Origin of the sequence: Devosia sp. (assembly GCF_036563435.1) — a bacterium.
Classification (GTDB): domain Bacteria; phylum Pseudomonadota; class Alphaproteobacteria; order Rhizobiales; family Devosiaceae; genus Devosia.
Genome location: NZ_DATCMJ010000018.1, coordinates 397,401 through 420,871 on the forward strand (window position 1 = coordinate 397,401; position 23,471 = coordinate 420,871).

Here is a 23,471-nt window from a genome sequence, read left to right on the forward strand (position 1 = left end):
AAGGCGGCGCGAATGGCAGGATAGAAAATCAGACCTTCTTGCGCTTGCGCTGGCGATACTGATCGGCCACCACGGCGGCAACGATGATCATGCCCTTGATGATTTCTTGATAGTAGGCGTCGATGCGCAGGAAAGTGAAGCCAGAAGTCATGGTGCCCAGGATGATGGTGCCGATCACCGTGCCGGTTATGCGCCCCTGCCCGCCTGCCAGCGAGGTACCACCGATGACGGCGGCGGCAATGGCGTCGAGTTCATACATGACGCCCATGCCGGCTTGCGCGGTTTGGGCGCGCGCCGCGGTGACGAGGCCGGCAAGCCCGGCCAGCATGCCGGCAATGGCATAGACCTTGATCAGGTGTTTTTCGATGTTGATGCCGGAAACGCGGGCCGCCTGCGGATTGGCACCGATTGCATAGGTGAACTTGCCGTAGCGGGTATAGCGCAGGGCGACGTGGAAGATCAGCGCCACGCCCAGGAAGATCACGACCGGCCAGATGCCGAAGCCGATGAAGTTGAATTCGGGGGTGAGGCCGGAGACAGGCTGGCCCTTGGTGTACCATTTGGCCACGCCGCGCGCCGACACCATCATGCCAAGCGTAGCGATGAAGGGCGGGATCTTGGTGAAGGAGATCAGCGAGCCGTTGATGACGCCGGCCAGGGTGCCGATGGCGAGGCCGATGAACAGCGGGATGATAACCGGAAGACCTACCAGCGCCGGGTAGACCGGGCGCGCCCAGTCGGCGCTTTGCGCGAAACTGGCCGCGATCATGGCGGTCATTCCCACGACGGAGCCGGAGCTCAGGTCAATGCCGCCAGTGATGATGACCTGGGTGACGCCGACGGCGATGATGCCGACGACGGAGACCTGCAGGATCATGATGGTGAGGCGCTGCTGGTTCATCAGGAAAGACTGCCCGACGAAAATCCAGCCCAAAAGTTCAAAGATCAGCGCAATGCCGGCTAGAACAAGGAGGATGGAGAGTTCGGTCGGCAGCTTGCGGCGGCGGGTGCGCAGCGGGGCAAGGCTTTCGGAAGTGGTGGTCATGCTCAGGTCCTCCCCGCAGCGGATTTGAATGGTTTGCTCATCGTGCAGCCAGATCCATGATCTTGACCTGGTCAGCCTCGGCGCGGTCGAGGATGCCGGTGACGCGGCCATGATGCATGACCATGATGCGGTCGCTCATGCCCAATACCTCGGGCAGCTCTGACGAAATCATGATGACGGCCACGCCCTGACGGGCGAGTTGGGTCACCAGCTTGTGGATCTCAGCTTTGGCCCCGACATCGATGCCCCTGGTGGGTTCGTCGAGGATGAGAATTTTAGGGTTGGTTAGCAGCCAGCGGCCGATCAGCACCTTCTGCTGGTTGCCGCCGGAAAGGTTTTCCACCCGCTCGTCAAGGCTTGGCGTCTTAACGCGCAGCTTCTGGCTCATCTCCTCGCAAATGGCGCTCAGCCGGTTCTGGGTCACGAAGCCGAAGCGGGTGAACTGGTCGTGGAGCACTGCCAGCTGCATGTTTTCCTGGACATCGAGAGATAGCAGGCACCCGGTTTCCTTGCGGTCCTCGGTAATGAAGGCCATGCCGTTCTGAATCGCCACGGAAGGCGAGGCGATATCGACGTGCTTGCCGTTGATCGAGATCGTGCCCGACGAGGCTGGAGTCACGCCGAAGAGCGTTTCGGCAACATTGGAGCGGCCGGAACCGACGAGACCGGCGATACCCAGGATTTCGCCGGCGCGGACATCGAAGGAGATGTCGGAGAAGACGCCATCGAGCGTGAGGTCCTTCACCGAGAGCACCACCTCGCCGATTGGCACCTCTTCCTTGGGGAACATCTGGGTGATCTCGCGGCCGACCATCATGCGGATGATCTCGTCGCGGGTGACATCGCTGGAGGCGTGGGTGCCGATATAACGACCGTCGCGGAACACCGAGAACTCGTCGGCGATCTCGTAGAGCTCGTTCATCTTGTGGGTGATGTAGATGATACCGATGCCCTGGCTGCGCAGGTCGCGAATGATTGCGAAGAGGTGCGCAACCTCCGTTTCGGTCAAGGCAGACGTGGGCTCATCCATGATGAGGACGTCGCTTTCATAGGACACCGCCTTGGCGATCTCGACCATCTGGCGGGCGGCAACGGTCAGGGTTGAGACCAGCACATCGGGGTCGATATCGATGTTGAGGCGCCTGAAGAGTTCCTCGGTTTGCCGGTTGAGTTTGGCGTGGTCCACGAAGCCAAAGCGGTTCAGCGGTTCGCGGCGGATCCAGATGTTCTCGGCTACCGTCATGTAGGGCATCAGGTTGAGCTCCTGATGGATCATGGCAATGCCGTTTTCGAGCGCGTCGAGCGGTGACTTGAGCCGAATGTCGATGCCGCGCAGCGTGACCGTGCCGCTATCAGGTACGTAGATCCCCGCGATGATCTTCATCAGCGTCGACTTGCCGGCGCCGTTTTCTCCCATCAGCGCATGCACGGTGCCGCGCTTGAGCCGGAGCGAAACGTCGTCCAGAGCCACAACGCCCGGGAATTCCTTGCGAGCGTTCCTGATCTCGAGAAGATAGGGCGCGTTGGGTACAGCGCCGCTTTCGCGGACGGCACGCATTGTCTGCGGACTGACCATCGCTAGCCTCCCTGCCCTTGCGGGCTTGTTGTGGAGGATGCGCCTGTTTTCAAGCGCATCCAAGCCTTGTGTGAACCAGACCGGGAGGAGCGGATGATCCTCCCGTAAATCCTAGTTCTTGCTCTGGTAGTCGGCGAGGTTGTCGGGCGTGACGAGTTCAAACGGGATCCAGACTTCGCGCTCGACGTCTTCGCCGCGCGCGAGCGCAAGGGCGGCGTCGAGCGAGCCGGAACCCTGGCCGGCCGCATTCTGGAAGACCGTGACGTCAAGATCACCAGCGGCCATGGCGGCAAGCGCGTCTTGTGTAGCGTCGACGCCGCCCACGATCACGTCATCCATTGAAATGCCGGCAGCCTTAAGCGCCTGGATGGCGCCGATGGCCATTTCGTCATTGTTGGCCACGACAGCGTCAAAGGCGATGCCGGCGGAAAGCCAATTGGTCACCAGGTCGGCGCCCTGCTGGCGCGACCAGTTGCCGGTCTGCTCTTCGACGATCTTCATGAAGGAGCATTCGGGCGTGGCAATGACGTCGTGGACGTCCTGGGTACGCTGCCGGGCGGCCTGGTTGGACAATTCGCCCATAAGCACGACAATGTTCGCCTCGGTCTTGCCAGCTTCGGTCAGGAGGCGGCAGACTTCCTTGGTTTCGAGCGTGCCTGAATCCACTTCATTGGACGCGACGAAGGCCTGGTTTTCGGGCAGCGCGTCGAGGTTCACCGGCTGGCGGTTTACATAGACGAGCGGAATGCCGGCGTCCGCGGCAAGCTGCGACATTGGCGCGGTTGCGTCCGTATCGACGGGATTGACGATGATGGCGTCGACGCCCGAGGCGATGAAGTTCTGGATCTGGCTCATCTGCTTGGACACGTCGTTCTGCGCGTCTTCCACCTGCAGTTCAACGCCGTCGAGCGTGGCGGCATAGTCCTGCATGCCGTTGCGCAGCACCGTCAGGAAGTTATCGTCAAAAGCGGCCATGGTGACGCCCACGGTCTCGGCATAGGCGGCGCCGGCAAAGCCGGTGCTGAGCATTGTCGTGGCCAAAGCGGCCAGCGCGATCTTCTTCATCTCGTTTCTCCTCCACAGAGCGGGCGTCCGGTTAGCGCCCCGTTTTCCGGATGTTCCCTTTGCGGGAATTCTTGAACATCAGGCGGCCTGTGCCGCGAGTTTTTGGCTGATAAAGGTCATGGACTGCCGGACAGCATCGGCCGGATCAGGCAGATCGCGAAGCTCCTCGGCAAAGGGTTCAAAGGACAAGGGGCCAGCATAGCCGCCACGGCGCAGTGCCGCGATCTGCCCCACATTATCGAGGCGATCTTCAGGACCAACCAGGAGCCGGTGACTGTCGCGCATGTCACGCACTGCAATGGCCGGGTCGTCGACGCCGGAGATGTGGACGAGACCCGTCAGTTCGGGAAAAAGGTCCGGCTCGCCGGCCAGGTGGTGGTGGAAGGTGTCGTGCGTTAGCCGGAACACATCCCGGCCATTGGCGGCATCGATGGCGGCCACGGCTTCCTTTTTCGAACGGAGCGAGCACGCTTCAAAGCCCAGGCACTCGACCAGCCCGATAATGCCATGCCCCCGCAGGATGGGGGCAAGACCCTTCAGAGCCTCAGTGGCGTTGGCAATCTGCGTGGCGGGATCGGCAGGGACATTGCCGGAGTTGTCAGCAACCAGGACCAACGCCTTAGCGCCGCTTGCCGCGCAGTAGGCCGCAAGCTCTTCCGCTTCCGCGGCCCGCGCCTCGGACCAGGTATTGAACTGCTGCAGGGCATTAATCGAGATGATGGTGACACCGTGCTGCTGGGCCAGGTCTCCCACCGCCTCAGGCGTCGTGCCGTCAAGAATGGCATTGCCCGCGATGTCATTGCGGATCTCGACCTGCGGGGCACCAAGTTGGGCCGCGAGGCGAAAGAACTCGCCTAGCGGCAGCTGCGGCGCGGTCATGTGATTGATCGCAAAATCGAGCGACAAGATCGGCAACTCCCCTGCGATACCGGACTCTCAAGCGTCCCGTGCATCCTTGATTCAAATGAAACACAGGTTCTGCGAATCTGTCAATGCGGAATGTACGTTCCAAAAAGTGAGCAGGTAGGCCGGGGCTAGATGGCTTAGATGTTTTCAGAAACGTAGATGTCAAAGGGAAGGAACGTCTGTCCCGCAGGCTCGACGCGCGGCGTGGCCAAGGCACCGGCCATGAGGTCGATGACGCAGCGCGACAGCGTCGGCAGAGGTGTACCGATCAGGGCCGTGGCCACGTCTTCGGCAAGAGCCGCGTGGGTGAAGGGGTTAAGCTCATTGCAGACAAGCGCGATATTGCCGCCGAGCTTTTCCTCACGCAGCGCGTTGATCACTCCTTCGGTGCCGCCTCCCGCCACGTAGATGGCAACGAGGTCCGGATGCCGACGCATCAGGTCAAGCGTCGCCTCATGTGCCAGGGCGCCGTCTTCGAGGCTCACCTGCGTTTCCATTACGGACAGACGAGGCGCAGCTTCCCGCAAATAGGAGCGGAAGCCGATCTCGCGCATTTCGTGCCCGTGGAATCGATAGCTGCCGACAAAGACCACGACCTTGCCCGCTTCCCGAGCCGCCTTGGCTATGAGCCAGCCAGCCGTACGCCCCACCTTGCGATTGTTGGTTCCGACATAGCCGTGGCGGACGCCGGGCGCGAAGTCGGACAGGAGCGAGAAGACGGGTTTGCCCGCCGCCTCGACTTCCGCAACGGCGGCGGTGACGGCCGGATGATCGACAGCCACCATGGCGATGGCGTCGTTGCGGCTGGCGGCCTCCTTGAGCTGAGCGACGATCTCGCCGGGTGTCTGGGAGCGGAGGAATGAGATGTTTGGGGTGACGCGGAACAGCGTCGGCTGGCTTGCGGCATGCTCCAAGGCCGCAGCGAAATCCTGGTAGAAGGCCTGGTCGGGGCGCTGCAGGAGGAAAGCTAGGCGGTGGTGCGGCAGGCTCTGCTCCAGCCGGCGCTGGATCAGGCCGGTTGCGTGGTAGCCCAGTTCCTGCGCGGCGTTGAACACCCGTTCGGCGGTCGCGCTACGCACAGGAGCGCGGGCGTTGAGGACGCGGTCGACGGTAGCAACGCTTAGACCCGATAGCTTGGCGATATCGGCGACGGTGGGCCGAGTCACGGCGCGGCCTTGCAAGAAACCATCATCAGGAAACATCACGTTTGAGGTAAATGATAGAATCTATCATGCCTCGATTGTCAGCAGATCGCAACTGCCGTAGCACCTCGGCATCACCCCAGCGGTGAAGTCCGGAGCCATGGAGGATGCTTTGGCCGATTCGGTGAAACGTGACTACAACCTGCTCGGCAAGAGTTCGGAGGCGGCCGTCGCCAACGGTCTTGCCGCGGCCGAATGGTATCACAGCCAGGTCGAACGCAAGGCGATGAAGGCGCTGATGCAGCGCTCGGATGGGCCGGCAATACGGGACACCGTCCTTTGGCTGGGCTCCATGCTGGTGCTCGCCGTTGCGGGTATCGTGCTGTGGGGCACGTGGTGGGCTGTGCCGGTCTTCCTGGCCTACGGCGTACTCTATGGCTCAGCCTCTGACTCCCGCTGGCACGAATGTGGGCACGGCACGGCGTTCAAGACGCGCTGGATGAACGACGCGGTCTACCAGATCGCCTCGTTCATGATCATGCGCAATCCGGTTACCTGGCGCTGGAGCCATGCGCGGCACCATACGGACACGGTAATCGTCGGGCGCGACCCGGAGATCGCCGTGATGCGGCCGCCTGATCTCTTTCGGCTGATCCTCAACTTCTTCGGCATCCTGGATGCCGGCTATGCCGTGATCGACATGCTGCGGAATGCGGCGGGCATGATCAGCAAGGAGGAAGCGAGCTTCATTCCGGAAATGGAGCAGCATAAGGTGATCCGCGTCGCCCGCATATGGGTGGCGATCTATGCGGCGACCGTTGCAGTGGCGATCTGGACCGGCTCGATCCTGCCGTTGATGCTGATCGGCCTGCCCCGGCTTTATGGTGCCTGGCACCATGTGTTGACCGGCCTGCTGCAGCATGGCGGCTTGGCTGACAACGTCATCGACCACCGGCTCAACTCACGCTCAGTGCTGATGAACCCGGTCAGCCGCTTCATCTACTGGAACATGAACTACCATGTCGAACACCACATGTTCCCTATGGTGCCCTACCACGCGCTGCCGCAGCTGCACGCGATGATCAAGCACGACCTGCCGGCTCCCAATCGGTCAATCTGGGACGGCTATCGCGAGATGATCCCGGCCTTCCTGCGCCAGTTGCGCAACGAGGACTACTACCTGCGGCGGGAGCTGCCGCCGACAGCCAAGCCCTACAAGGAAGAATTCCACAATGGCGGCGACGCCGTGGCGGCCGAATAGAGGAGGAACAGTGATGGGCGAGTGGATCCAGGCCTGCAGTGCCGACGACGTTGACGAAGAGGACGTGATCCGCTTCGACCACCAGGGGAAGGTTTTCGCCATCTATCGCAGTCCCGATGACCGGTTCTATGCCACCGATGGCCTCTGCACGCATGAGCAGATCAGTCTGGCCGATGGCCTTGTGATGGATGACATCATCGAATGCCCCAAGCATAACGGCCGGTTCAACTACAAGACTGGCGAAGCCAAGGGTGCCCCGGTCTGCGTGAACCTGCGCACTTACCCGGTAAAGCTCGAAGACGGCGCGGTGTTCATCGAGGTTTGAACCTCACGCGCAGGAGGACGCAATGGCAGAGCATTACGTGATTGTGGGTGCGGGGGAGTGTGGTGTGCGGGCCGCGATAGCGCTGCGCGAACAGGGCTTCGATGGCGACGTCTCGCTGATCGGCGACGAAGGTCATCTGCCCTATGAGCGGCCACCGCTGAGCAAGGACGGCATGCTGGCCGAGGTATTTGCGGCCAAGACCATCGCTTCTGCCGAGCAATTGGCCGACGCTGGTGTGACCTTCCGCCATGGGGTGCGGATCGACAGCCTAGACCGTGAAGGCAAAAGCATCGTCAGCGCCGACGGCAGCACCATAGCCTATGACAAGCTGCTGCTGGCGACCGGCGCGTCGCCGCGGCGTCTTCCCGGCGTGGCCGGTAAGCGCATTGTTTATCTCCGCACTCTCGACGATGCGCGGCGCCTGCGGGCCGAGCTGCTGCCGGGCAAACGGCTGGCGATCATCGGCGGCGGTTTCATCGGACTGGAACTGGCCGCAAGCGCACGGGCACGCGGTGCCGAAGTGACCTTGATCGAGACCCTGCCGCGTCTCCTGTCGCGCGCCGTGCCCGAAGGGATGGCGGCAAGGATCCAGCAACGGCACGAGATAGAAGGCGTCTCACTTATCTTTGGCGATGGCATTGCCGAAATCCGCCACGGTGCAGATGAGAGCTCGGTCGAACTCAAGAGCGGCCGAGTGATCGATGCGGACCTGGTGCTGGTTGGCATTGGAGCGGTGCCAAACGTTGCACTGGCCGAGCAGGCCGGCCTCTCCATTGACAACGGCATCGCCGTGGACAATCGCCTGGCGACGAGCGATCCGGATGTGTTCGCCGCGGGAGACTGCTGCTCGTTTCCGCTCGACCTTTATGGCGGGCGCCGGCTGCGGCTGGAAAGCTGGCGCAATGCTCAGGAGCAGGGAAACCTCGCAGCCAGCAACATGCTCGGCGCCAACCGGACGGTCGATACCGTTCCCTGGTTCTGGTCGGATCAATATGACCTGGGCCTGCAGATCACCGGTCTTTTCGACGAGGGCACCACGCATGTGGCGCGTGATCTCGGTAATGGCGGCACCGTGCTGTTCTGCCTCAAGAACGACGGCCGGCTCGTTGCAGCGGGCGGGATCGGCCACGGCAATGCAGTGGCCAAGGATATCAGGCTGGCGCAGATGTTGATCGCGGCACAATCGCGCCCGTCCGCTGCCGCGCTGGGCGACGCCGGCGTGAGTCTCAAGCGCCTGCTGTAGGCTTCAGCTATTGTTCGAGGTCCGGCGCCTGGTTGCTAACTTGGGTCTTCCAGCCGAGATCGATGGCCACAGCGCCGGCGGTGACCAGCGCGAACTTCACGAAGGTTGAGAGTTCCTGCCCCACCAGCCAGGCCGGACCGCCGTTGCGAGCGACATGGGCACAGGCGAGAGCGGACGCGCCGATGACGAGAGCCCCGATGAGGAATGATGCGGTGACGTCACGGGGATGCAGTTTGAGCACGATGAACTCCTGTTTGCGTCATCATGCCAAAGGCGCATCACGATCCGCTGAAGGCGAAGCGCGCAAATTTATCGATCTTGGAAAGTGATCTTTCTGCCGTGCCGGGGCAGTCTGGAGGTTGTTGATTCTTTACAACCATGAGGCGGCTCATGAAATATGCCCTGCGCTTCCTAGGAATTTTTGCCGTACTGTTCGCACTTTATGTGATTGTGGGCGAACAACTGGTCGGCTCCAGCGGAGACGCCTACGTTAATACACGGCTTGCGACCATCCGCAGTCCGACGGCGGGCGTGGCTCAAATCAACATCGGGCCAACCGGCAGCCGCATCGCCCTCAACGAAACCATCGGAAGCGTTGCGCCCCGCACTGACGGTGCTCTGTCCTTGCTTGGCCCTGAGCAAGCCCGAGCCATTTATGCGGCGGATCTGGAAGCGCAGGGCACGGCGGTTGGCGGTGAGTCCCCAGCGCTACTGGAGCGGCGGATTGCGGCGCTGGACCGGCTGATCGAGGACAAGCAGGCGGCGGTCCTCGCCGCACAGTCGACGGCGCTTCGATCCACAACTGATGGCATCATCTGGAGCGTCCTTGCCTTCTCCGGCGAGTCCGTCGCGGCAGGCGACACCATCGCCAATATCGCGGACTGCAGCGCGCCCTTCATCCATGCCAGCGTCGACCAGCAGCTTTATAATCGCCTCTCGGTGGGTGACGTGGCGCAGTTCCGTCTCCATGACGGACCAGTGCTGGATGCAACCGTGGCGCTGCTGGCGGGCACTGGGCCGCGGACCCTGCTGGAGACGCTCGCGATCAACCCCACCAATCGGCTGCTGGAGGGCTATTCGGTTCTGCTTTCGGTACCAGGCCTGACGCAGGGTGGTGCATGTCCGCTGGGACGGACGGGGCGCGTGGTGTTCAGCGCTGGCCCGCTCTCAAGCATTGGAGACTGGTTCTCGGGCCTCGGCTTCTGATGATCCTCTTTCCTGAATGGTTGGTCGCCTGGATCCCCAGCCTCCTGGTGCTGGGGATCGGGTTTGGCCTGACGCCATTCCTCCGGCGCACCAACAGTTGGATGCGTTTCGCGGTGATGCTGCTCGCCGCGTTCTTTTCGGTTCGCTACCTGGTTTGGCGGCTGACCGAGACCGTGGCGCCGATCGGCTTCACCATCGATGCTCTTGCCAGTTGGTCCTTCGCCCTGATCGAGGCGGCAACGATCGTCTCGAGCCTTTCGGCCTTCCTGGTCCTGTCGCGCTACCGCTCGCGTTCCAAGGACGCCGATGTGAACCTGCCCTGGATCGAGCAGGCGCAGCCCCATGTGGCGGTGGTTATCGCCACCTATAACGAAGAATGGGCCGTGCTGGAGCGTACGCTGGCGGGCGCGCTGGCGAGTCAATACCGCAACAAGACCATCCATGTGCTCGATGACGGGCGACGGGAATGGCTGGGCGAGCGCTGCCGGGAAATGGGTGTCGAGCACGTGACCCGCCCCGACAACGACCACGGCAAGGCTGGCAACATCAATCACTTCCTGCGCGAATTGCGCCGGCGCGGGCAAGAGCCTGATTTTGTGGCCGTGCTGGACGCCGACTTCGTGCCGCACCAGGACTTTTTGACCCGGACGCTGGCGCTGTTTGCGGACGAGACGATTGGGCTCGTGCAGACACCGCAGCACTTCTTCAACCCGGATCCGATTCAGCACAACCTGGGCATCAGCCGTTCGTATCCGGACGAGCAGCGGTTCTTCTTCGACTACATGCAGCCGGCCCGGGACGGCTGGGACATTGCGGTTTGCTGTGGCACCTCGTCCATCGTGCGCTGGACGGCGCTGGAAGCCATTGGCGACTTCCCCACCTCCAGCGTGACCGAGGACTACATGCTGACCTCGGTGCTGAAGATGAAAGGCTTCTCGACGGCCTACCTCAACGAGCCACTGAGCGAGGGGCTCGCTCCCGAAGGACTTAAGGAATATATTGTCCAGCGCTCGCGCTGGTGCCTCGGGCTGATGCAGATCGTGCGCAGCCCGGCCGGTCCATTCAGCAAGGAGCCGCTGCGGTTCCGCGACCGCTGGAGCGTGCTCGATTCCTGCCTTTATTGGCTGACCACGTTTCCGTTCAAGATCGCCTGCATCGTCTACCCCCTGCTCTACTGGTATTTCGGGGTGACCGTCGTCGACGCGCAGTTTTACGACGTAGTGAGCTATTTCGGGCCATATTACCTGGCTACCATGGTGTTCCTGAACTTCGTGTCGGTGGGCATGTTCGTGCCGATCGTGAACGACATCAGCCAGTTGATCGGCGCCTGGGAAATCAGCGTCTCGGCGATCACGGGCCTTGTGAAACCGCGTGGCCACAAGTTCAAGGTGACGATGAAGGGCGGCGATCGCGACCGGATCGTTATTCAATGGCCGATCATGCGGCGGTTCCTGGCGGCTTTCGTGCTGACCATTGTCGGCCTGCTGATCGGCCTGACGTCGGACTACCTGTTCGACGCCCAGGCAGGCGAAGGCAAGATCGTTATCCTGTTCTGGACGCTCTACAATCTCCTGGTGCTTGCCGGGACGATGCTGGTCTGCATCGAGCTGCCGCGTACCTCCTCGATCCTGCGCTCTCGGCCGGAATCGGTAGAGGTGAACGTGGGTGGTGCAGTGCGCCGCGTCTGGCTTACCGACATTCATGCCGAAGCCATGCAGCTGCGCGGCATCAGCCTGCCCGCCGGAACGCGGTTCACCTGCGATGTCCCCGAGGTCGGGACTGTCGATGCCGAGGTGACCCTGTCGCTTCCCGCCGCAGTGGATGCCAGCATCACGCTGACCGCGGCGCAGCGCGAGGATCTGATCGAGAAGCTGCACACCCATAGCGGCATACCTGGCACGGCAGCCGTGGCAGCCGCCGGGTTGGGCGCTGGCTTATTGCGGCGGGTTATCGCCGGAACGGTGCGGTGACGCTCCGGTCTGGGAGCCCTGCGCCTGCAGCAACACGACTGCGTCGGACAGCACACGGACTTCCTGGAAGCGCTTCTGTTCCCGCACAAAGGGCGTCGCTTCGCCGCTCGCCAGCCGGCGCAGGGTTTCGGCCAGCATGCGCAGGGGCCGCAGCAGGATGCCGGCAATGATGGCGAAGCCCGCCAACAGGAGGAGGAAGGTCGAGGTCGTGCCGAGCAGCATATGCGTGCGGAAACGGCCTTCGGCTGCGTTCACGAAGGTCGGGTCGAGCTTGGCCACCATGCTCCAGCCGAAGGGCGGCAGCGTCTGGTAGGTGAACTGGGGAACGGTGGTGGTGAAGTAAGTCTGGCCGTCGGGCCAGGTCTCGTTGCCAGTGACCGAAACGCCCAGTTGCGCGGAGCGGAAGCTTGGTTGCGCCGAAAGGTCACCCTGCGTCGGGTCGGTGGCGAGGATTACGGTGCCGCCGCGGTTGATGATGAAGGCATCGAGCTGCAGCATGGAAGAGGCTTCCTGGACCAGGCCTTCGACCCAGGTCCAGTTCACGTGGGCGCCAAGCACGCCGACAACCTGGCCCTGCGCATCCTTGATGGGGGCTGAGAAATCGACGAAACGGATCGGGTCGTCGTTGTTGGTTTCGAGCAGCTTGGCGAGCAGCACCGCTTCGTGGACATCGCCGGCGAAAGGGCCGGCGAGGCCCTGCTGAAACCACGGGCGCTGCCCGACATTTTCGCCGACCAGCATATTGCCGCTGGCGGCAAGAACGGTGCCGTTGCGGTCGGCGATGCCGATCCAGGACACCTTGTCGATGTCCTGCTCGAGGCCTGCGATCGTGGCCTGCGCCTGTTCGGGGTTGAAGTTGCCGGAGACGCGGGCTGCGGCGCGCTCAACCCGTTGCCATTCCTCGAAAAGCGAGCGGCTGAGGAAGACGCCCAGCGCCTCGGTGCGGACGTGGACGGCCTGCTCGGACGTCGCTTCGCTATAGGTGCGCAGGTTGGATTGGAACAGGAGAGTCAGCACCGCCATCGCGACCACAAGCAGGATGCCGAGCAAGAGCATGAGCGAGGTACGAAGCGTCATCTGAGTCTCCTGTTAAGAGCCAATCGTTGCCTCAACAGCGCTGCGCGAGAACCCTTCGAGGGCCGAAAAGGTTAGCAGATTGCTAACACCTTGCTCTCACCTCGCGCTGCTGGATGGGCGGCGATTTCAGGCTGGCGGCGCCACTGGCAGAGCGCGCTTGTGGGCCGTGTTGGCATAGACCTGAAGGATGCGCGTGCGTGCGGCTTCGTCGATGGGCAGGCCCTCGAGGAAGTCGTCGATCTGCTCGTAGGTCACGCCATACGCGTCTTCGTCGGGCCGCAGCGGCTTGAGATTTTCAAGATCGGCCGTGGGCACCTTGTTGACCAGTTCGGGCGCGGCGCCAAGATGTGCGGCGACGGCGCGGACGCGGCGCTTGCTGAGGCCGGCCAGCGGCAGGATGTCGGCAGCACCGTCGCCGAACTTGGTGAAAAAGCCCATCAGCGCCTCGGCTGCCTGGTCGGTGCCGATGACGAGGCCGCGGGTGGCGCCGGCAATGGCGAATTGGGCGATCATGCGCTGGCGCGCCTTGATGTTGCCGAGGAGGAAGTCTTCCTTGGCTGCATCGCCAAGGGGCACGCCTGCGGCGCGCAAGGAGGCCAGCATGGCGTCGGCAGCGGGCTTGATGTCGACGGTCAGGGCTTCGTCCGGCGCAATAGTGGTCATGGCGCGCTGCGCGTCGCTCTCGTCGGCCTGAACGCCATAGGGCAAGCGCACGGCATAGAAGCGGGCCTCGTAGCCGGACTGGCGGAGTTCCTCGACGGCGCGCTGGGCGAGCATGGCGGCAGTCAGTGAATCCACGCCGCCGCTGATGCCGAGGACATAGCTCGACAGGCCAGACGAGCGCAGGTAGCTGCTCAAGAAATCTATGCGGCGGCGCGCTTCATGTGCCGCGTCAAAGGTGGGGGATACGCCCAGCGCATCCACGATTTCCTGATGTTGAGTCAATTGAGGGCCTTTCGCTAGAACATTCCATCAAGACGCGCCGCGAGCAGCTCGGCCGTGGTGACGACCTCGACCTGCATGCCGTACCGGCTGTTGTAGATGCCTAGCATGGCATCATGCGTCGAGTCTGCGCCAGAGCATACGGCATCACTGACGAGGATGATGCGGTAGCCCAGATCGATGGCTTCCATGACGCTGCCGAGGACGCAGACCTCAGTCTCGGCCCCGGTCACAATCAATGTGGTGACGCCCGCAGCGCGGAGGCGGCTGTGAAGGGTGCCTTTCCAGGCCGACATCACCACCTTGTCCTCGATCCAGGCCGGCGGGGCAAAGCGGCGCAGTTCGGGCACCAGGTCGACCAGGTCGGGATGCATCCGCTCGCGCGTCATGGAGGCCCAGCGCTGGTAATAGCGATGCCAGGTGCCGGAGACATCGTCGGCGGACATGGGGGTGATGAAGCGGGTGAACACCGTCCGGGCTGGATCGAGCTCCACCAGACTCACCACATTGGGCAGCACCCGCGCCATCCAGGGCGTGTGCCACTCAGTCTCATCGGCAAACATGCGCTGCATGTCGATGCAGAGGTGTGCCCACCGGTCTCGGAAGGGGCCGAAGAGCAATCCGTCAGCCATTGTGGCGGCTCAGGCTGGGGATGTGTGGAGCGAAGGCTTCGATGAACTGCATCTGGTTGCGACCGACGCAGTGGAGGTAAATGTGATCGGCACCCAGTTCCGCGAGTTCGGCGATCCAGGCGATGTGCTGCTGGAGATCGCCCGAAACCTTGAGCGTCTCAGCGACGTCCTCTCGCCGCACGGCGGTGGAGATGAGGTCGAAGTCGCTGGGGCGGCGAAGGTCCCAGTTGACCTCGCCACCGATCGATACGGGGGCCCACTGGTCGAGGGCGTGCTCGAAAGCCTTGTCCTCGGTCTCGGCCCAGCTCAGCGCATGCTGGAGATAGATCGGCTTGTCGTCCCCGGCGACTTCGCGGAAGGCGGCGATGACATCCTTGGTAGCCTTGAGATCGGCGCCCGACGTGGTCAGGAGACCATCGGCCCAGCTGGCGACGAAGGTGGCGGATTCCTTTGACACGGCAGCGCCGAACAGCGGCACCGGGCGTTCAGGCCGTGAATAAAGCTTGGCCTCGATCACGGTGATGCGGCCGCGATGCGTTACCTCTTCACCATTGAACAGCGCCCGGATGACTTCGGCACATTCCTTGAGGCGGGCGTTGCGCTCGGCCTTTTCGGGCCACTGCACCCCGGTGATGGATTCGTTAAGAGCCTGCCCGCTGCCCAATGCGAGCCAGAGCCGGTCAGGAAACATTTCGGCGCAGGTGGCTGCGGCCTGGGCCAGAACTGCCGGGTGATAGCGGTAGCCGGGAGCGGATATGACGCCGAAGGGGGACGAGCAAGCTTGCATGGTGGCGCCGAGCCACGACCAAGCAAAGCCCGATTGCGCCTGCCGTTCGCTCCAGGGCTTGAAGTGGTCCGACGACTTTATGCCCTGGAACCCTGCCTGTTCGGCCAGCACGGAGTATTCGCGTAATGCGCTGGGCGCGAACTGCTCGTGGGATGCGTGGTAGCCGATCAAGGTCATTGGTGAGTTCCCGCTGTAACAGCGGTGCAATGGGCGGCGCGACCATCAGGTTCCCGTGCGCCTTCTGGGACAGCGAGGCAACCGGCGGCGTCCGGCACCGTTACCGGGGCACCACACAGGAGAACTGCAATGACAACGACATCCTACGACCTGTTCGTCACAGGCCTTAAGAATGCCCATGCCATGGAGAACCAGGCGCTCTCGATCATGAAGCCGCAGGCAGCGCGCATCGAGAGCTATCCGGAAGTGGAAGCACAGCTCAACCGACACATCGCCGAAACGGAAGGGCAGATCACCCGGTTGGAAGGGATCCTCGACGGACTGGGTGAGGACCGCTCGTCGCTCAAGGATATGGCGCTGTCGCTAGCCGGCACGTTTGCCGCCGCCGGGCACTCGGTTGCACCCGACGAAATTCTCAAGAACTCGATGGCCAACTACGCCTTCGAGAATTTCGAAATCGCCGCCTACAAGTCCCTGATCGCCTTGGCGCAGGCTAGCGGACATGAGGAAGCGATCGCCCCGCTGCAGCTCAACCTCGAAGAAGAGCTGGACATGGCCGAATGGCTCGACGGCAATATCGAAGCGGTGACGCTGCAGTTCGCCGCGCTCAAGGAAGCCGGCGCTACTGCGAAGAAGTAAAGCGAAAGGGGCTGCCGTGAGCAGCCCCTTTTTGCATCTTTAGGTTGAGTGACCTTGTCACTTCGGACGCTGGGTCGGCTGATCCTGCTTGGAGCCGCCGGACTTGTTGCCCAGGTCGTCAATGTTGTCGTCTTTCTGCTCGCCCGGTTCCGTTTCCAGCGGGGCTGGTTTTGATTGTTCCTTGCTCATTTGTTGATCACCCGCTGTGAACTGGGAGGATTGGCTTCGAGCCTTTCCAGGGCTGCACCCACGAGTTCGGCTACATATGGGTCGTGGTTGTGGTCGGGGCTGGTCAGCTCATATTCACGCAAGGCGTCGGTGGTGACGCCGGCTTCGCGGGCAAAGTCGTCGGGATCCATCCCCAAAGCCAGGCGACGGTTGTGGTCACCCTTGGGCGATCGTTCAGCCGGGTTGATAGGCAGGGTCATCATGTGCCTCCGCAGGTTGTTTTCTTAACAACCGTTTTCCACGGCAATGGTTCAGCGAGCCGACGCGGCGTTTGACTGTATCAAAATTACTGATACGAATTGGTCCAGCAGGTGCATTACGCTGGGGAACCATGGGCCGCAATTTTCTTGTCATCGACCCGGAAGAGGACATCGAGATCCTCAAGGGTTTGGCATCTCCCGTGCGGGTGAAGATCCTCAAGCTGCTGCATAGCGACGGCGCGATGAACGGCAACGACATTGCCGAGCGTCTCGGCCTGCCGCAGTCGACCGTCTCCACAAACATCCAGATGCTGGAAGCGACCGGGCTGATCCGCACCGAGACCCAGAAGGCGCGCAAGGGCAGCCAGAAGGTCTGCCATTCGCTGTTCGACGAGGTGCTGGTGACCTTCAAGGACAGCCTGGCGCCCTCCCCCGCCGACAGTATCGAAGTGGCCATGCCCCTTGGTCTCTATACGAGCTTCGAGGTCTCGGCACCCTGCGGTCTGTGTTCGACCGACGGCATCATCGGGCTCCTCGACGTGCCCGACACTTTCCTTGACCCGGACCGCATGAAGGCGGCGCTGATCTGGTTTACGCGCGGCCATGTCGAGTACCAGTTCCCCAACAATGCCAAGCTTAGCCAGAGCCGGATCGAAGCGGTGGAATTTGCCATGGAGCTCAGTTCGGAAGTGCCAGGCACATCGGCCGACTGGCCGAGTGACATCACGCTATCGGTGAACGGCACCGAGATCGGCACCTGGATGAGTCCGGGGGACTTCGGCGACAAGCGCGGCGTCTATACGCCCGACTGGTGGAAGCTCAAGGGCAGCCAATATGGCAAGCTCAAGAGCTGGCGGGTGACGGCGGAGGGGACCTTTGTGGACGGGGTGAAGATATCCACGGTGTCGCTCAAGGACCTTGAATTGGGCCGGCACCATTCGATCCGCCTGCGCATCGAAGTGAAGGACAATGCCAAGCACCCTGGCGGCATCAACATCTTCGGCCGGGGCTTTGGCAATTACGACCAGGATATCGTCATGCGGTTGCAGACGGCGCGATAGCCGCACCCGCCTGGTATCCTGCGCAATTGTCATATTTTTCGGCTTGCGGCGAAGCAGCGCTGTCGCTTAAAACATCTCACCTGATACAAATCAGCTAAACGGGATCAAAGGGAGGTCGGCGTGAAGGCGTCAGTCGTAGCGAACAAGGAATTCACGATCAGCAAGATCGATGACCGGTTGTATGGTGCGTTTCTGGAGCATCTGGGACGGGCCATCTACGAGGGCATCTATGAACCCGATCATCCGACTGCCGACGAAAACGGCATGCGCGGCGACGTGGCCAAGCTGGTCAAGGACCTCAATGTCCCCGTCGTGCGCTATCCCGGTGGCAATTTCGTTTCCGCCTATGACTGGGAAGACGGCATTGGCCCGCGCGAGGATCGCCCGGTGCGGCTGGACCTTGCCTGGCATACGTCGGAGAGCAACCAGGTCGGCATCCATGAATTCGCCGACTGGTGCGCCAGCGTCGGCACGGAGATGATGCTGGCAGTGAACCTCGGTTCGCGCGGCGTGGACGATGCCCGCAATTTCCTCGAATATGTGAACCATCCCGGCGGCTCCTATTGGAGCGACATGCGCATTGCGAACGGCCGCAAGGAGCCGTGGAACGTCAAGCTCTGGTGCTTGGGCAACGAGATGGACGGCCCCTGGCAGGTCGGCCACAAGACTGCCGACGAATATGGCGCGCTAGCCGCCAACACCGCGCGCGCCATGCGCATGTTCGACCGCTCGCTGGAACTGATCGCCTGCGGGTCGTCGAATGCCGACATGCCGACCTATCCCGACTGGGAACGTGTCGTGCTCGAGCACACCTATGAGCATGTGGATTATATCAGCCTCCACATGTATTTTGCCAATCCAGAGAAGAACACCGGCAACTTCCTGACGCTGGCGGAAAAGCTCGACACCTATATCGAGACCGTGGCATCCACCATCAAGCAGGTGAAGGCCAAGAAGCGCAGCAAGCGCGACGTCTATATCTGCTTCGACGAATGGAACGTCTGGTACCACTCCAAGGAGCAGGACCGGAAGATCCTCGAAGGCAATAGCGGCTGGCCGTTTGCGCCGGGCCTGCTGGAAGACATCTACAATTTCGAAGACGTGCTGATGGTGGGGCTTATCCTCAACACCTTCATCCGCCGTTCGGATGTGGTGAAGATCGCCTGCATTGCGCAGCTGGTGAACGTGATCGCGCCGATCATGACGGAAAAGGGCGGCCCGGCCTGGGCGCAGACCATCTATTACCCGTATTACTTCGCTTCGATCTTCGGTCGCGGCACGGCGCTGGACCTCCAGGTCAAGTCGCCCACCTATGACGGCAAGCATGCCGAAAAGGCACCCTATGTGGACGTGGCCGGCGTCCATAACGAAGAGGAAGGGACCATCAGCTTCTTCCTCGTCAACCGCAGTGGCAACGAAGAGGCCGAGGTGGAACTGAGCCTCCAGGGCTTCGGCGCGGGCCAGGTCATCGACCACCAGGTGATGACCCACAACAACCTCGAAGCCGTCAACTCGGCGCGCAACCAGGATGAGGTGAAGCCGCGCAAGGGCGAAGGCGCTGCGGTGAATGGCGATGTGCTCAGCGTGAAGCTGCCGCCTTACTCGTACCAGATGGTGCGCGTGAAGGTCTAGGCTGGCGCGATCAAGTCGATTGCTGAGGAACTGCGCTCCCGGTGGGGGCGCAGTTTTTTCTTTGCACGCGACTTCGATCCGGGCGTGACAGCCCCCCACCCTTGACCCCTCCCCGCGAGAGGGAGGGAGTTGACTGCGGGGGCGGTGGCTAGATTTCAGCTGTCAGACCGGAGGGGGGCGCTCGAGGAGGATCGCGGAATGGTCACCGTCGGTGCGGGCGTATTCGCGGTAGCCGAGGCGGTGGGCGAGACGGAGCGAGGGGTAATTGTCCGGGTTGATCAGGCAGACGGTGCGCGGCATGGTCTGGCCTGCCCAGGCGAGGACGGCGGATACTGCTTCGGCGGCGAGGCCCCTGCCCTGGAACTGCGGGTCGATGATCCAGCCGGCTTCAGGGGTCGTGCCGAAGGATGGCGTCATGGTGCGGCGGAAATCGGCGAGGCCGACCTCGCCCACCACCGCACCGGTGCCCTGTTCGGTGACGAGGAAGTAGCCAAACCCCATGAAGGACCAGTGGCCGGCATAGGCCAGCATGCGGCGCCAGGTTTCGTCGGGCGTGCTGGGGCGGCCGGTGATGTTGCGGGTGACTTCGGGATTGCTCCAGAGGCGGCAGCAGCTGTCGAAATCATCAGCAGTGTGGCCGCGCAACAAGAGGCGCTCGGTGGCGAGGATTGGCACCGAGGCGCGGCGGACCTCATGCCCGGCGAGGCTGGCCGTGAGGTCCGGCGGGGTCACTCAGGCGCCTGCCGAGACCGCGGCGCGGGGCATTTCCGAGAAGATCTCGGCCTTGCCGTCCCTGAGGATCACGATCTCCTCGAGGCGAAGGCCGAACTGGCCCTGGAGGTAGATGCCGGGCTCGATGGAAAAGACCATGCCCTCTTCCAGCACCGTCTCGGAGGTGGCGGTGATATAGGGCGTCTCGTGCACATCGATGCCCAGGCCATGGCCGGTGCGATGGAGGAAATTAGGGCCATAGCCGGCGGCGGTGATGACGTCGCGGGCGGCCTTATCGACATCGCTGGCGAGGGCCCCGGGCCTGGCAGCGGCCAGTGCGGCCTCGACGGCGCGGTCGACAACCGAGTGGATCTGGCCGAAGCCTTCGGGAGCGGAGCCGAGATAGCCCATGCGGGTCATGTCGGAGGGATAGCCATCGAGGCGGCAGCCGGTATCAATCAGGACGGCGTCGCCGGCCTTGAGTTCGGTGGTGCCGGTATGGTGATGCGGAAAGGCGCCGTTGGGGCCGAAGCAGACCGAGCAGAACTCGGTGGTGGCGCCGTGGCGCTTGTAGAAGTCGCCGATGAAGGCGGCGACGTCGAGCTCAGTCATGCCGGGCTTGAGGGCCGCGAAGGCGGCGGTGACGGCGCGGTCGTTGAGGAGATGCGCGGCCTTGAGGCGCGCGTATTCGTCGGCGTCCTTGCGGGAGCGGAGGTAGCCCACCGTGTCGTGGGTGAAGCGGCGCTTGGCACCGGGAAGCGCATCGAGGACCAGGAGCGCGAAATCGGCGCGCATGGTTTCGTCGAGAACGATCGAAGGCGCGATGCGCGGGACGCCGGTGGCGTCGAGCAGGGCCTGGAGGGCAGCGGCGGGACCATTGGCATCGGTCCAGGGGAAGAAGGGCAGATCGGTGTGCTGGCGGGCGCTGTCGACATTGAGCGCGGGCATCAGGAAACCGGCAAAGGTAGGCGACACCATCAGCATCACCGGGCGCTCGTCGCCGTGAGGGGAGAGTTCGGCCAGATACATCATGTGGCTCGAGGGGCCGATCACGACGAGGTCGGTTTCGGTCTCGGCCATGCGCTGGCGGAGATTGGCGAGGCGGGTGGTGAGGGTGGGGTTCATGGGGGCTCTGTTTGCACGTTTTTGGGGCATAGACCCCAAGCTGTCACGGAAGGGAGCTACAATGGTTTAGAGCTCAATCGTCCCCCTCGGGCTTGACCGAAGGCACTGCTCTGACGAACGGCTGTGAAAGTGAAGAGCCCTCGGGTCGAGCCCGAGGGTGACGATTGGTGGTAATGCCGCCACCTCCCTCTCGGCTGAAAGGGAGTGGCGGCAAAGTCGCTAGTTCTTGGTCACCAGACGGTAGTAGACGAAGTCCGAGGTGGCGCCGTTGACATAGCCTTCGACATTGTTCGCCATGGCGATGGTCAGCGCGGCCTGGAACATGATGACGATGGGCGAGCTTTCCTGGACCTTTTTCTGGAGGTCCACATACATCTCGTCGCGCTTGGCCTGATCGGGTTCGGCGAGGGCAGCGTTGACTTCGGCGTTGAACTCTTCCGGCACAGCCCAGGCATTACGCCAGGTCGTGGTGGCGGCGTAGTTCTCGTCCGAATTGTCCGAGTTGTAGGCGAAGGCCTTGGCGTTGGAGTGCGGGTCCATGAAGTCGGGGCCCCAGTAGAGCAGCATGGCCTGGTGGGTGCGCTCGCGGTACTTGGTAATAACCTGAGCACCGGTGCCCGGCAGGATCTCGAAGTTGATGCCGGCTTCGGCAAAGCCAGCCTGGAGGGACTGCGCCATGTCGGTGAACGGGGTCGAGTTGATCACGTCCAAAGTGACATTGATCGGGGTCTCGATGCCGGCATCGGCCAGGATCTGCTTGGCCTTCTCCACGTCATAGGTGAAGGGCGTCTCGTCATAGGAGCCGGGGAAACCCTTGGGCCAGAAGGCCTGGTGCTTTTCCATCTGGCCGGCGAGGAAGCTCTGCGTCATGCCGTCATAGTCGACGAGGTAACGGGCGGCTTCCCAGATCGCCGGGTCGGTCAGCGCTTCGGTCTTCTGGTTGAAGCTCAGGAAGTGGACGGCGGCCTGGGGATAGGTCTCCACCTTTACCGCATCGGCCGGCAGGCCCGAGATCTGGTCGGGGGTCAGGTTCTTGGCGATGTCGACGTCGCCTGAGGTCAGCAGCAGCTGCTGGGTGGCGGCTTCGGCGACGTGGCGGATGATCACCGACTTCATGGCCGGGGCGCCGCGGAAGTAGTTCTCGTTGGCGGTGAGGCGCACGATTTCGGCGGGGCGGTAGTCGGACATCACGAAGGGGCCCGAACCGGCCGAATTGGTGTTGAGCCAGGCATTGCCCAGGTCATCGCCTTCGGCGTGTTCCATGACCAGCACTTCGTCGACGATGGAGGCCGGGCGGGCGGCGAGGACGTTGAGCACGAAGGCGGAGGCGAAGTCGCCTTCCCACTTCACGACGACCTTGCCATCGGCAATGGTCACCATCTCGCCCATGTTTTCCGGAGTCCAGCCGAGCTGGGTCAGGATGAAGGCCGGGGTCAGGTTCAGCGTGATGACGCGGTTGAACGAGAACACGACGTCTTCGGGGCGGACCGGGTTGCCCGAGGCAAACTTGGCGTCGCGCAGGGTGAAGGTGATGGTCTTGGCGTCTTCGTCGGCCACCCATTCGGAAGCGAGGCCACCCACGAGCTTGGTGGTGTCTTCGGCTTCGTATTGCACCAGACGGTCATAGACGTTGGTGTTGATCTCGCCCGAGGTGAACTCGTAGGCCTGGGCGGGGTCGAGGGCGACGATGTCGTCGATGTTCTGGGCAATAACCAGCGCATCGGCTGGGGTGGCGGCATAGACTGCGCCGGCTGCCAGAGGCAGCGAAAGCGCAGTCGCCAGCAAAGCAGCGGTGAGCAGCTTCATGTGCGTTTCTCCTTCGTGATGACGATTTTCTTGTTCTTGACCGGCTTGTGGCCGGCTTTTGCTGCCGCCACGGCCTGCCTTGTGGGCTTGGCCGAGGAGCGGAAGAGGGTAAGCGTGCCGGTCCAGAGGAGGCGCGCGGGCTGGTCGGTGTGGTTGGACCAGGAATGGGGACGATTGCCACGGAAGTGGAGGGAATCGCCGGCGTTCATGATCATCTCTTCGCCGTCGAGACGTTGGGTGATCGAGCCTTCCAGCACGTAAAGGATTTCCTCGCCCTCATGGGCCACCGTTTCAGAGCGGTAGCCGGGGGGCACGGTCATCACGAAGCTGGACAGCGTATTGCCCGGGAAGTCCGTGCCCAGGCGTTCGTAGATGATGGAGGAGCCGTCGACCGAAAAACGGTTGCGCTCACCCGCCTTGGTAAGCGCCGTTTCGGGCGTGGGTGCAGAAACGAAATAGTCGATGCCGATGCCGAGCGCGCGCGCGATGCTGGCGAGAGTGCCCAGCGACGGGGTCGCGTGATCGCGCTCCACCTGGCTCAGGTAACCGACGGATACCTCGGCTGATCTGCCAAGTGCTTCCAGCGTCATCTGCTGCTGGCGACGGCGGGCACGGATGAGTGCACCCACCTTGGGGTGCCCCTCCATGTCGAGCTTAGTCAGCAGGCTGCTTGTCATCAAAGCACCAAAATTTTTTTGATATAAGCAAAGATTTC

24 protein-coding genes are annotated in these 23,471 nt (G+C 62.5%); 8 read left to right on the top strand and 16 right to left on the bottom strand.

What is annotated here, in order from left to right:
• Positions 1-28: 28 nt before the first annotated feature.
• The 5 genes from VIL88_RS14410 to VIL88_RS14430 form a co-directional block, all read right to left on the bottom strand.
• Positions 29-1,045, bottom strand: a complete 1,017-nt coding sequence (locus VIL88_RS14410; protein ID WP_331990025.1) for an ABC transporter permease — start codon at positions 1,043-1,045, stop codon at positions 29-31.
• Positions 1,046-1,082: 37 nt separating this feature from the next.
• Positions 1,083-2,621 (bottom strand): sugar ABC transporter ATP-binding protein, encoded by a 1,539-nt coding sequence (locus VIL88_RS14415; protein WP_331990027.1) that lies wholly within the window; start codon positions 2,619-2,621, stop codon positions 1,083-1,085.
• 111 nt (positions 2,622-2,732) lie between these two features.
• The gene (locus tag VIL88_RS14420; RefSeq protein ID WP_331990029.1) at positions 2,733-3,686 is read right to left on the bottom strand and encodes a sugar ABC transporter substrate-binding protein; all 954 of its coding nucleotides are present in this window, start codon (positions 3,684-3,686) and stop codon (positions 2,733-2,735) included.
• Positions 3,687-3,764: 78 nt separating this feature from the next.
• Positions 3,765-4,595, bottom strand: coding sequence for a TIM barrel protein (locus VIL88_RS14425; RefSeq protein WP_331990707.1), 831 nt, complete (start codon positions 4,593-4,595; stop codon positions 3,765-3,767).
• A 134-nt stretch (positions 4,596-4,729) separates the two neighbouring features.
• The gene (locus VIL88_RS14430) at positions 4,730-5,758 is read right to left on the bottom strand and encodes a LacI family DNA-binding transcriptional regulator (protein ID WP_331990031.1); all 1,029 of its coding nucleotides are present in this window, start codon (positions 5,756-5,758) and stop codon (positions 4,730-4,732) included.
• Between the two features lie 136 nt (positions 5,759-5,894).
• Between VIL88_RS14430 and VIL88_RS14435 the strand changes: the two genes are divergently transcribed.
• From VIL88_RS14435 to VIL88_RS14445, 3 genes are read left to right on the top strand one after another with little or no spacing between them, the layout of a single operon-like run.
• On the top strand, positions 5,895-6,995 hold the full coding sequence (locus VIL88_RS14435; protein WP_414650143.1) for a fatty acid desaturase family protein: 1,101 nt from the start codon (positions 5,895-5,897) through the stop codon (positions 6,993-6,995).
• 13 nt (positions 6,996-7,008) lie between these two features.
• Positions 7,009-7,320 (top strand): MocE family 2Fe-2S type ferredoxin, encoded by a 312-nt coding sequence (locus tag VIL88_RS14440; protein ID WP_414650144.1) that lies wholly within the window; start codon positions 7,009-7,011, stop codon positions 7,318-7,320.
• A gap of 22 nt (positions 7,321-7,342) precedes the next feature.
• Entirely contained in the window at positions 7,343-8,563 is a 1,221-nt protein-coding gene (locus tag VIL88_RS14445; protein ID WP_331990037.1) for an NAD(P)/FAD-dependent oxidoreductase, read from the top strand.
• Positions 8,564-8,570: 7 nt separating this feature from the next.
• Here the strand turns inward: VIL88_RS14445 and VIL88_RS14450 are convergent, their stop codons facing one another.
• Positions 8,571-8,804, bottom strand: coding sequence for a hypothetical protein (locus VIL88_RS14450; RefSeq protein WP_331990039.1), 234 nt, complete (start codon positions 8,802-8,804; stop codon positions 8,571-8,573).
• A gap of 149 nt (positions 8,805-8,953) precedes the next feature.
• Here VIL88_RS14450 and VIL88_RS14455 point away from each other — a divergent pair, with 149 nt between their 5' ends.
• Both VIL88_RS14455 and VIL88_RS14460 read left to right on the top strand, forming a co-directional pair.
• Positions 8,954-9,769, top strand: coding sequence for an HlyD family efflux transporter periplasmic adaptor subunit (locus VIL88_RS14455; RefSeq protein WP_331990041.1), 816 nt, complete (start codon positions 8,954-8,956; stop codon positions 9,767-9,769).
• On the top strand, positions 9,769-11,739 hold the full coding sequence (locus VIL88_RS14460) for a cellulose synthase catalytic subunit (protein WP_331990043.1): 1,971 nt from the start codon (positions 9,769-9,771) through the stop codon (positions 11,737-11,739). The genes VIL88_RS14455 and VIL88_RS14460 overlap by 1 nt, the downstream gene beginning before the upstream one ends.
• Here the strand turns inward: VIL88_RS14460 and VIL88_RS14465 are convergent.
• The 4 genes from VIL88_RS14465 to VIL88_RS14480 all read right to left on the bottom strand — a co-directional run bounded on the left by VIL88_RS14465 (position 11,704) and on the right by VIL88_RS14480 (position 15,354).
• Positions 11,704-12,816: a cache domain-containing protein gene (locus VIL88_RS14465; protein ID WP_331990045.1), complete on the bottom strand. Its 1,113-nt coding sequence runs from the start codon at positions 12,814-12,816 to the stop codon at positions 11,704-11,706. The two genes, VIL88_RS14460 and VIL88_RS14465, sit on opposite strands and share 36 nt — an antisense overlap.
• A gap of 126 nt (positions 12,817-12,942) precedes the next feature.
• Positions 12,943-13,761 (bottom strand): ammonia-dependent NAD(+) synthetase, encoded by an 819-nt coding sequence (nadE, locus tag VIL88_RS14470; RefSeq protein ID WP_331990047.1) that lies wholly within the window; start codon positions 13,759-13,761, stop codon positions 12,943-12,945.
• Positions 13,762-13,775: 14 nt separating this feature from the next.
• Positions 13,776-14,390, bottom strand: coding sequence for an isochorismatase family cysteine hydrolase (locus VIL88_RS14475; RefSeq protein WP_331990049.1), 615 nt, complete (start codon positions 14,388-14,390; stop codon positions 13,776-13,778).
• Complete coding sequence (locus VIL88_RS14480; protein ID WP_331990051.1) at positions 14,383-15,354, bottom strand: TIGR03885 family FMN-dependent LLM class oxidoreductase; 972 nt, start codon at positions 15,352-15,354, stop codon at positions 14,383-14,385. The genes VIL88_RS14475 and VIL88_RS14480 overlap by 8 nt, the downstream gene beginning before the upstream one ends.
• Positions 15,355-15,483: 129 nt before the next feature.
• Between VIL88_RS14480 and VIL88_RS14485 the strand changes: the two genes are divergently transcribed.
• Complete coding sequence (locus tag VIL88_RS14485; RefSeq protein WP_331990053.1) at positions 15,484-15,993, top strand: ferritin-like domain-containing protein; 510 nt, start codon at positions 15,484-15,486, stop codon at positions 15,991-15,993.
• Between the two features lie 57 nt (positions 15,994-16,050).
• Here VIL88_RS14485 and VIL88_RS14490 read toward each other — a convergent pair whose 3' ends face one another.
• Positions 16,051-16,182 carry a hypothetical protein gene (locus VIL88_RS14490; protein ID WP_331990055.1) on the bottom strand — a complete coding sequence of 44 codons (132 nt, stop codon included), beginning with the start codon at positions 16,180-16,182 and terminating at the stop codon, positions 16,051-16,053.
• Positions 16,179-16,421, bottom strand: coding sequence for a hypothetical protein (locus VIL88_RS14495; RefSeq protein ID WP_331990057.1), 243 nt, complete (start codon positions 16,419-16,421; stop codon positions 16,179-16,181). Before VIL88_RS14495 ends, VIL88_RS14490 begins: the two co-directional genes overlap by 4 nt.
• A gap of 131 nt (positions 16,422-16,552) precedes the next feature.
• On the opposite strand from VIL88_RS14495, the gene VIL88_RS14500 reads away from it, so the two are divergent.
• Positions 16,553-17,482 (top strand): ArsR/SmtB family transcription factor, encoded by a 930-nt coding sequence (locus VIL88_RS14500; protein WP_331990059.1) that lies wholly within the window; start codon positions 16,553-16,555, stop codon positions 17,480-17,482.
• A 120-nt stretch (positions 17,483-17,602) separates the two neighbouring features.
• Positions 17,603-19,114, top strand: a complete 1,512-nt coding sequence (locus VIL88_RS14505) for an alpha-N-arabinofuranosidase (RefSeq protein ID WP_331990061.1) — start codon at positions 17,603-17,605, stop codon at positions 19,112-19,114.
• A 162-nt stretch (positions 19,115-19,276) separates the two neighbouring features.
• Here the strand turns inward: VIL88_RS14505 and VIL88_RS14510 are convergent, their stop codons facing one another.
• The 4 genes from VIL88_RS14510 to VIL88_RS14525 all read right to left on the bottom strand — a co-directional run bounded on the left by VIL88_RS14510 (position 19,277) and on the right by VIL88_RS14525 (position 23,433).
• Complete coding sequence (locus tag VIL88_RS14510; RefSeq protein ID WP_331990063.1) at positions 19,277-19,846, bottom strand: GNAT family N-acetyltransferase; 570 nt, start codon at positions 19,844-19,846, stop codon at positions 19,277-19,279.
• A complete protein-coding gene (locus tag VIL88_RS14515; RefSeq protein WP_331990065.1) occupies positions 19,847-20,950 on the bottom strand; it encodes a Xaa-Pro peptidase family protein in 1,104 nt (367 codons plus the stop codon).
• Positions 20,951-21,169: 219 nt separating this feature from the next.
• Positions 21,170-22,756 (bottom strand): ABC transporter substrate-binding protein, encoded by a 1,587-nt coding sequence (locus tag VIL88_RS14520; protein WP_331990067.1) that lies wholly within the window; start codon positions 22,754-22,756, stop codon positions 21,170-21,172.
• Positions 22,753-23,433 (bottom strand): XRE family transcriptional regulator, encoded by a 681-nt coding sequence (locus VIL88_RS14525; protein WP_331990070.1) that lies wholly within the window; start codon positions 23,431-23,433, stop codon positions 22,753-22,755. The genes VIL88_RS14520 and VIL88_RS14525 overlap by 4 nt, the downstream gene beginning before the upstream one ends.
• Positions 23,434-23,471 lie beyond the last annotated feature (38 nt).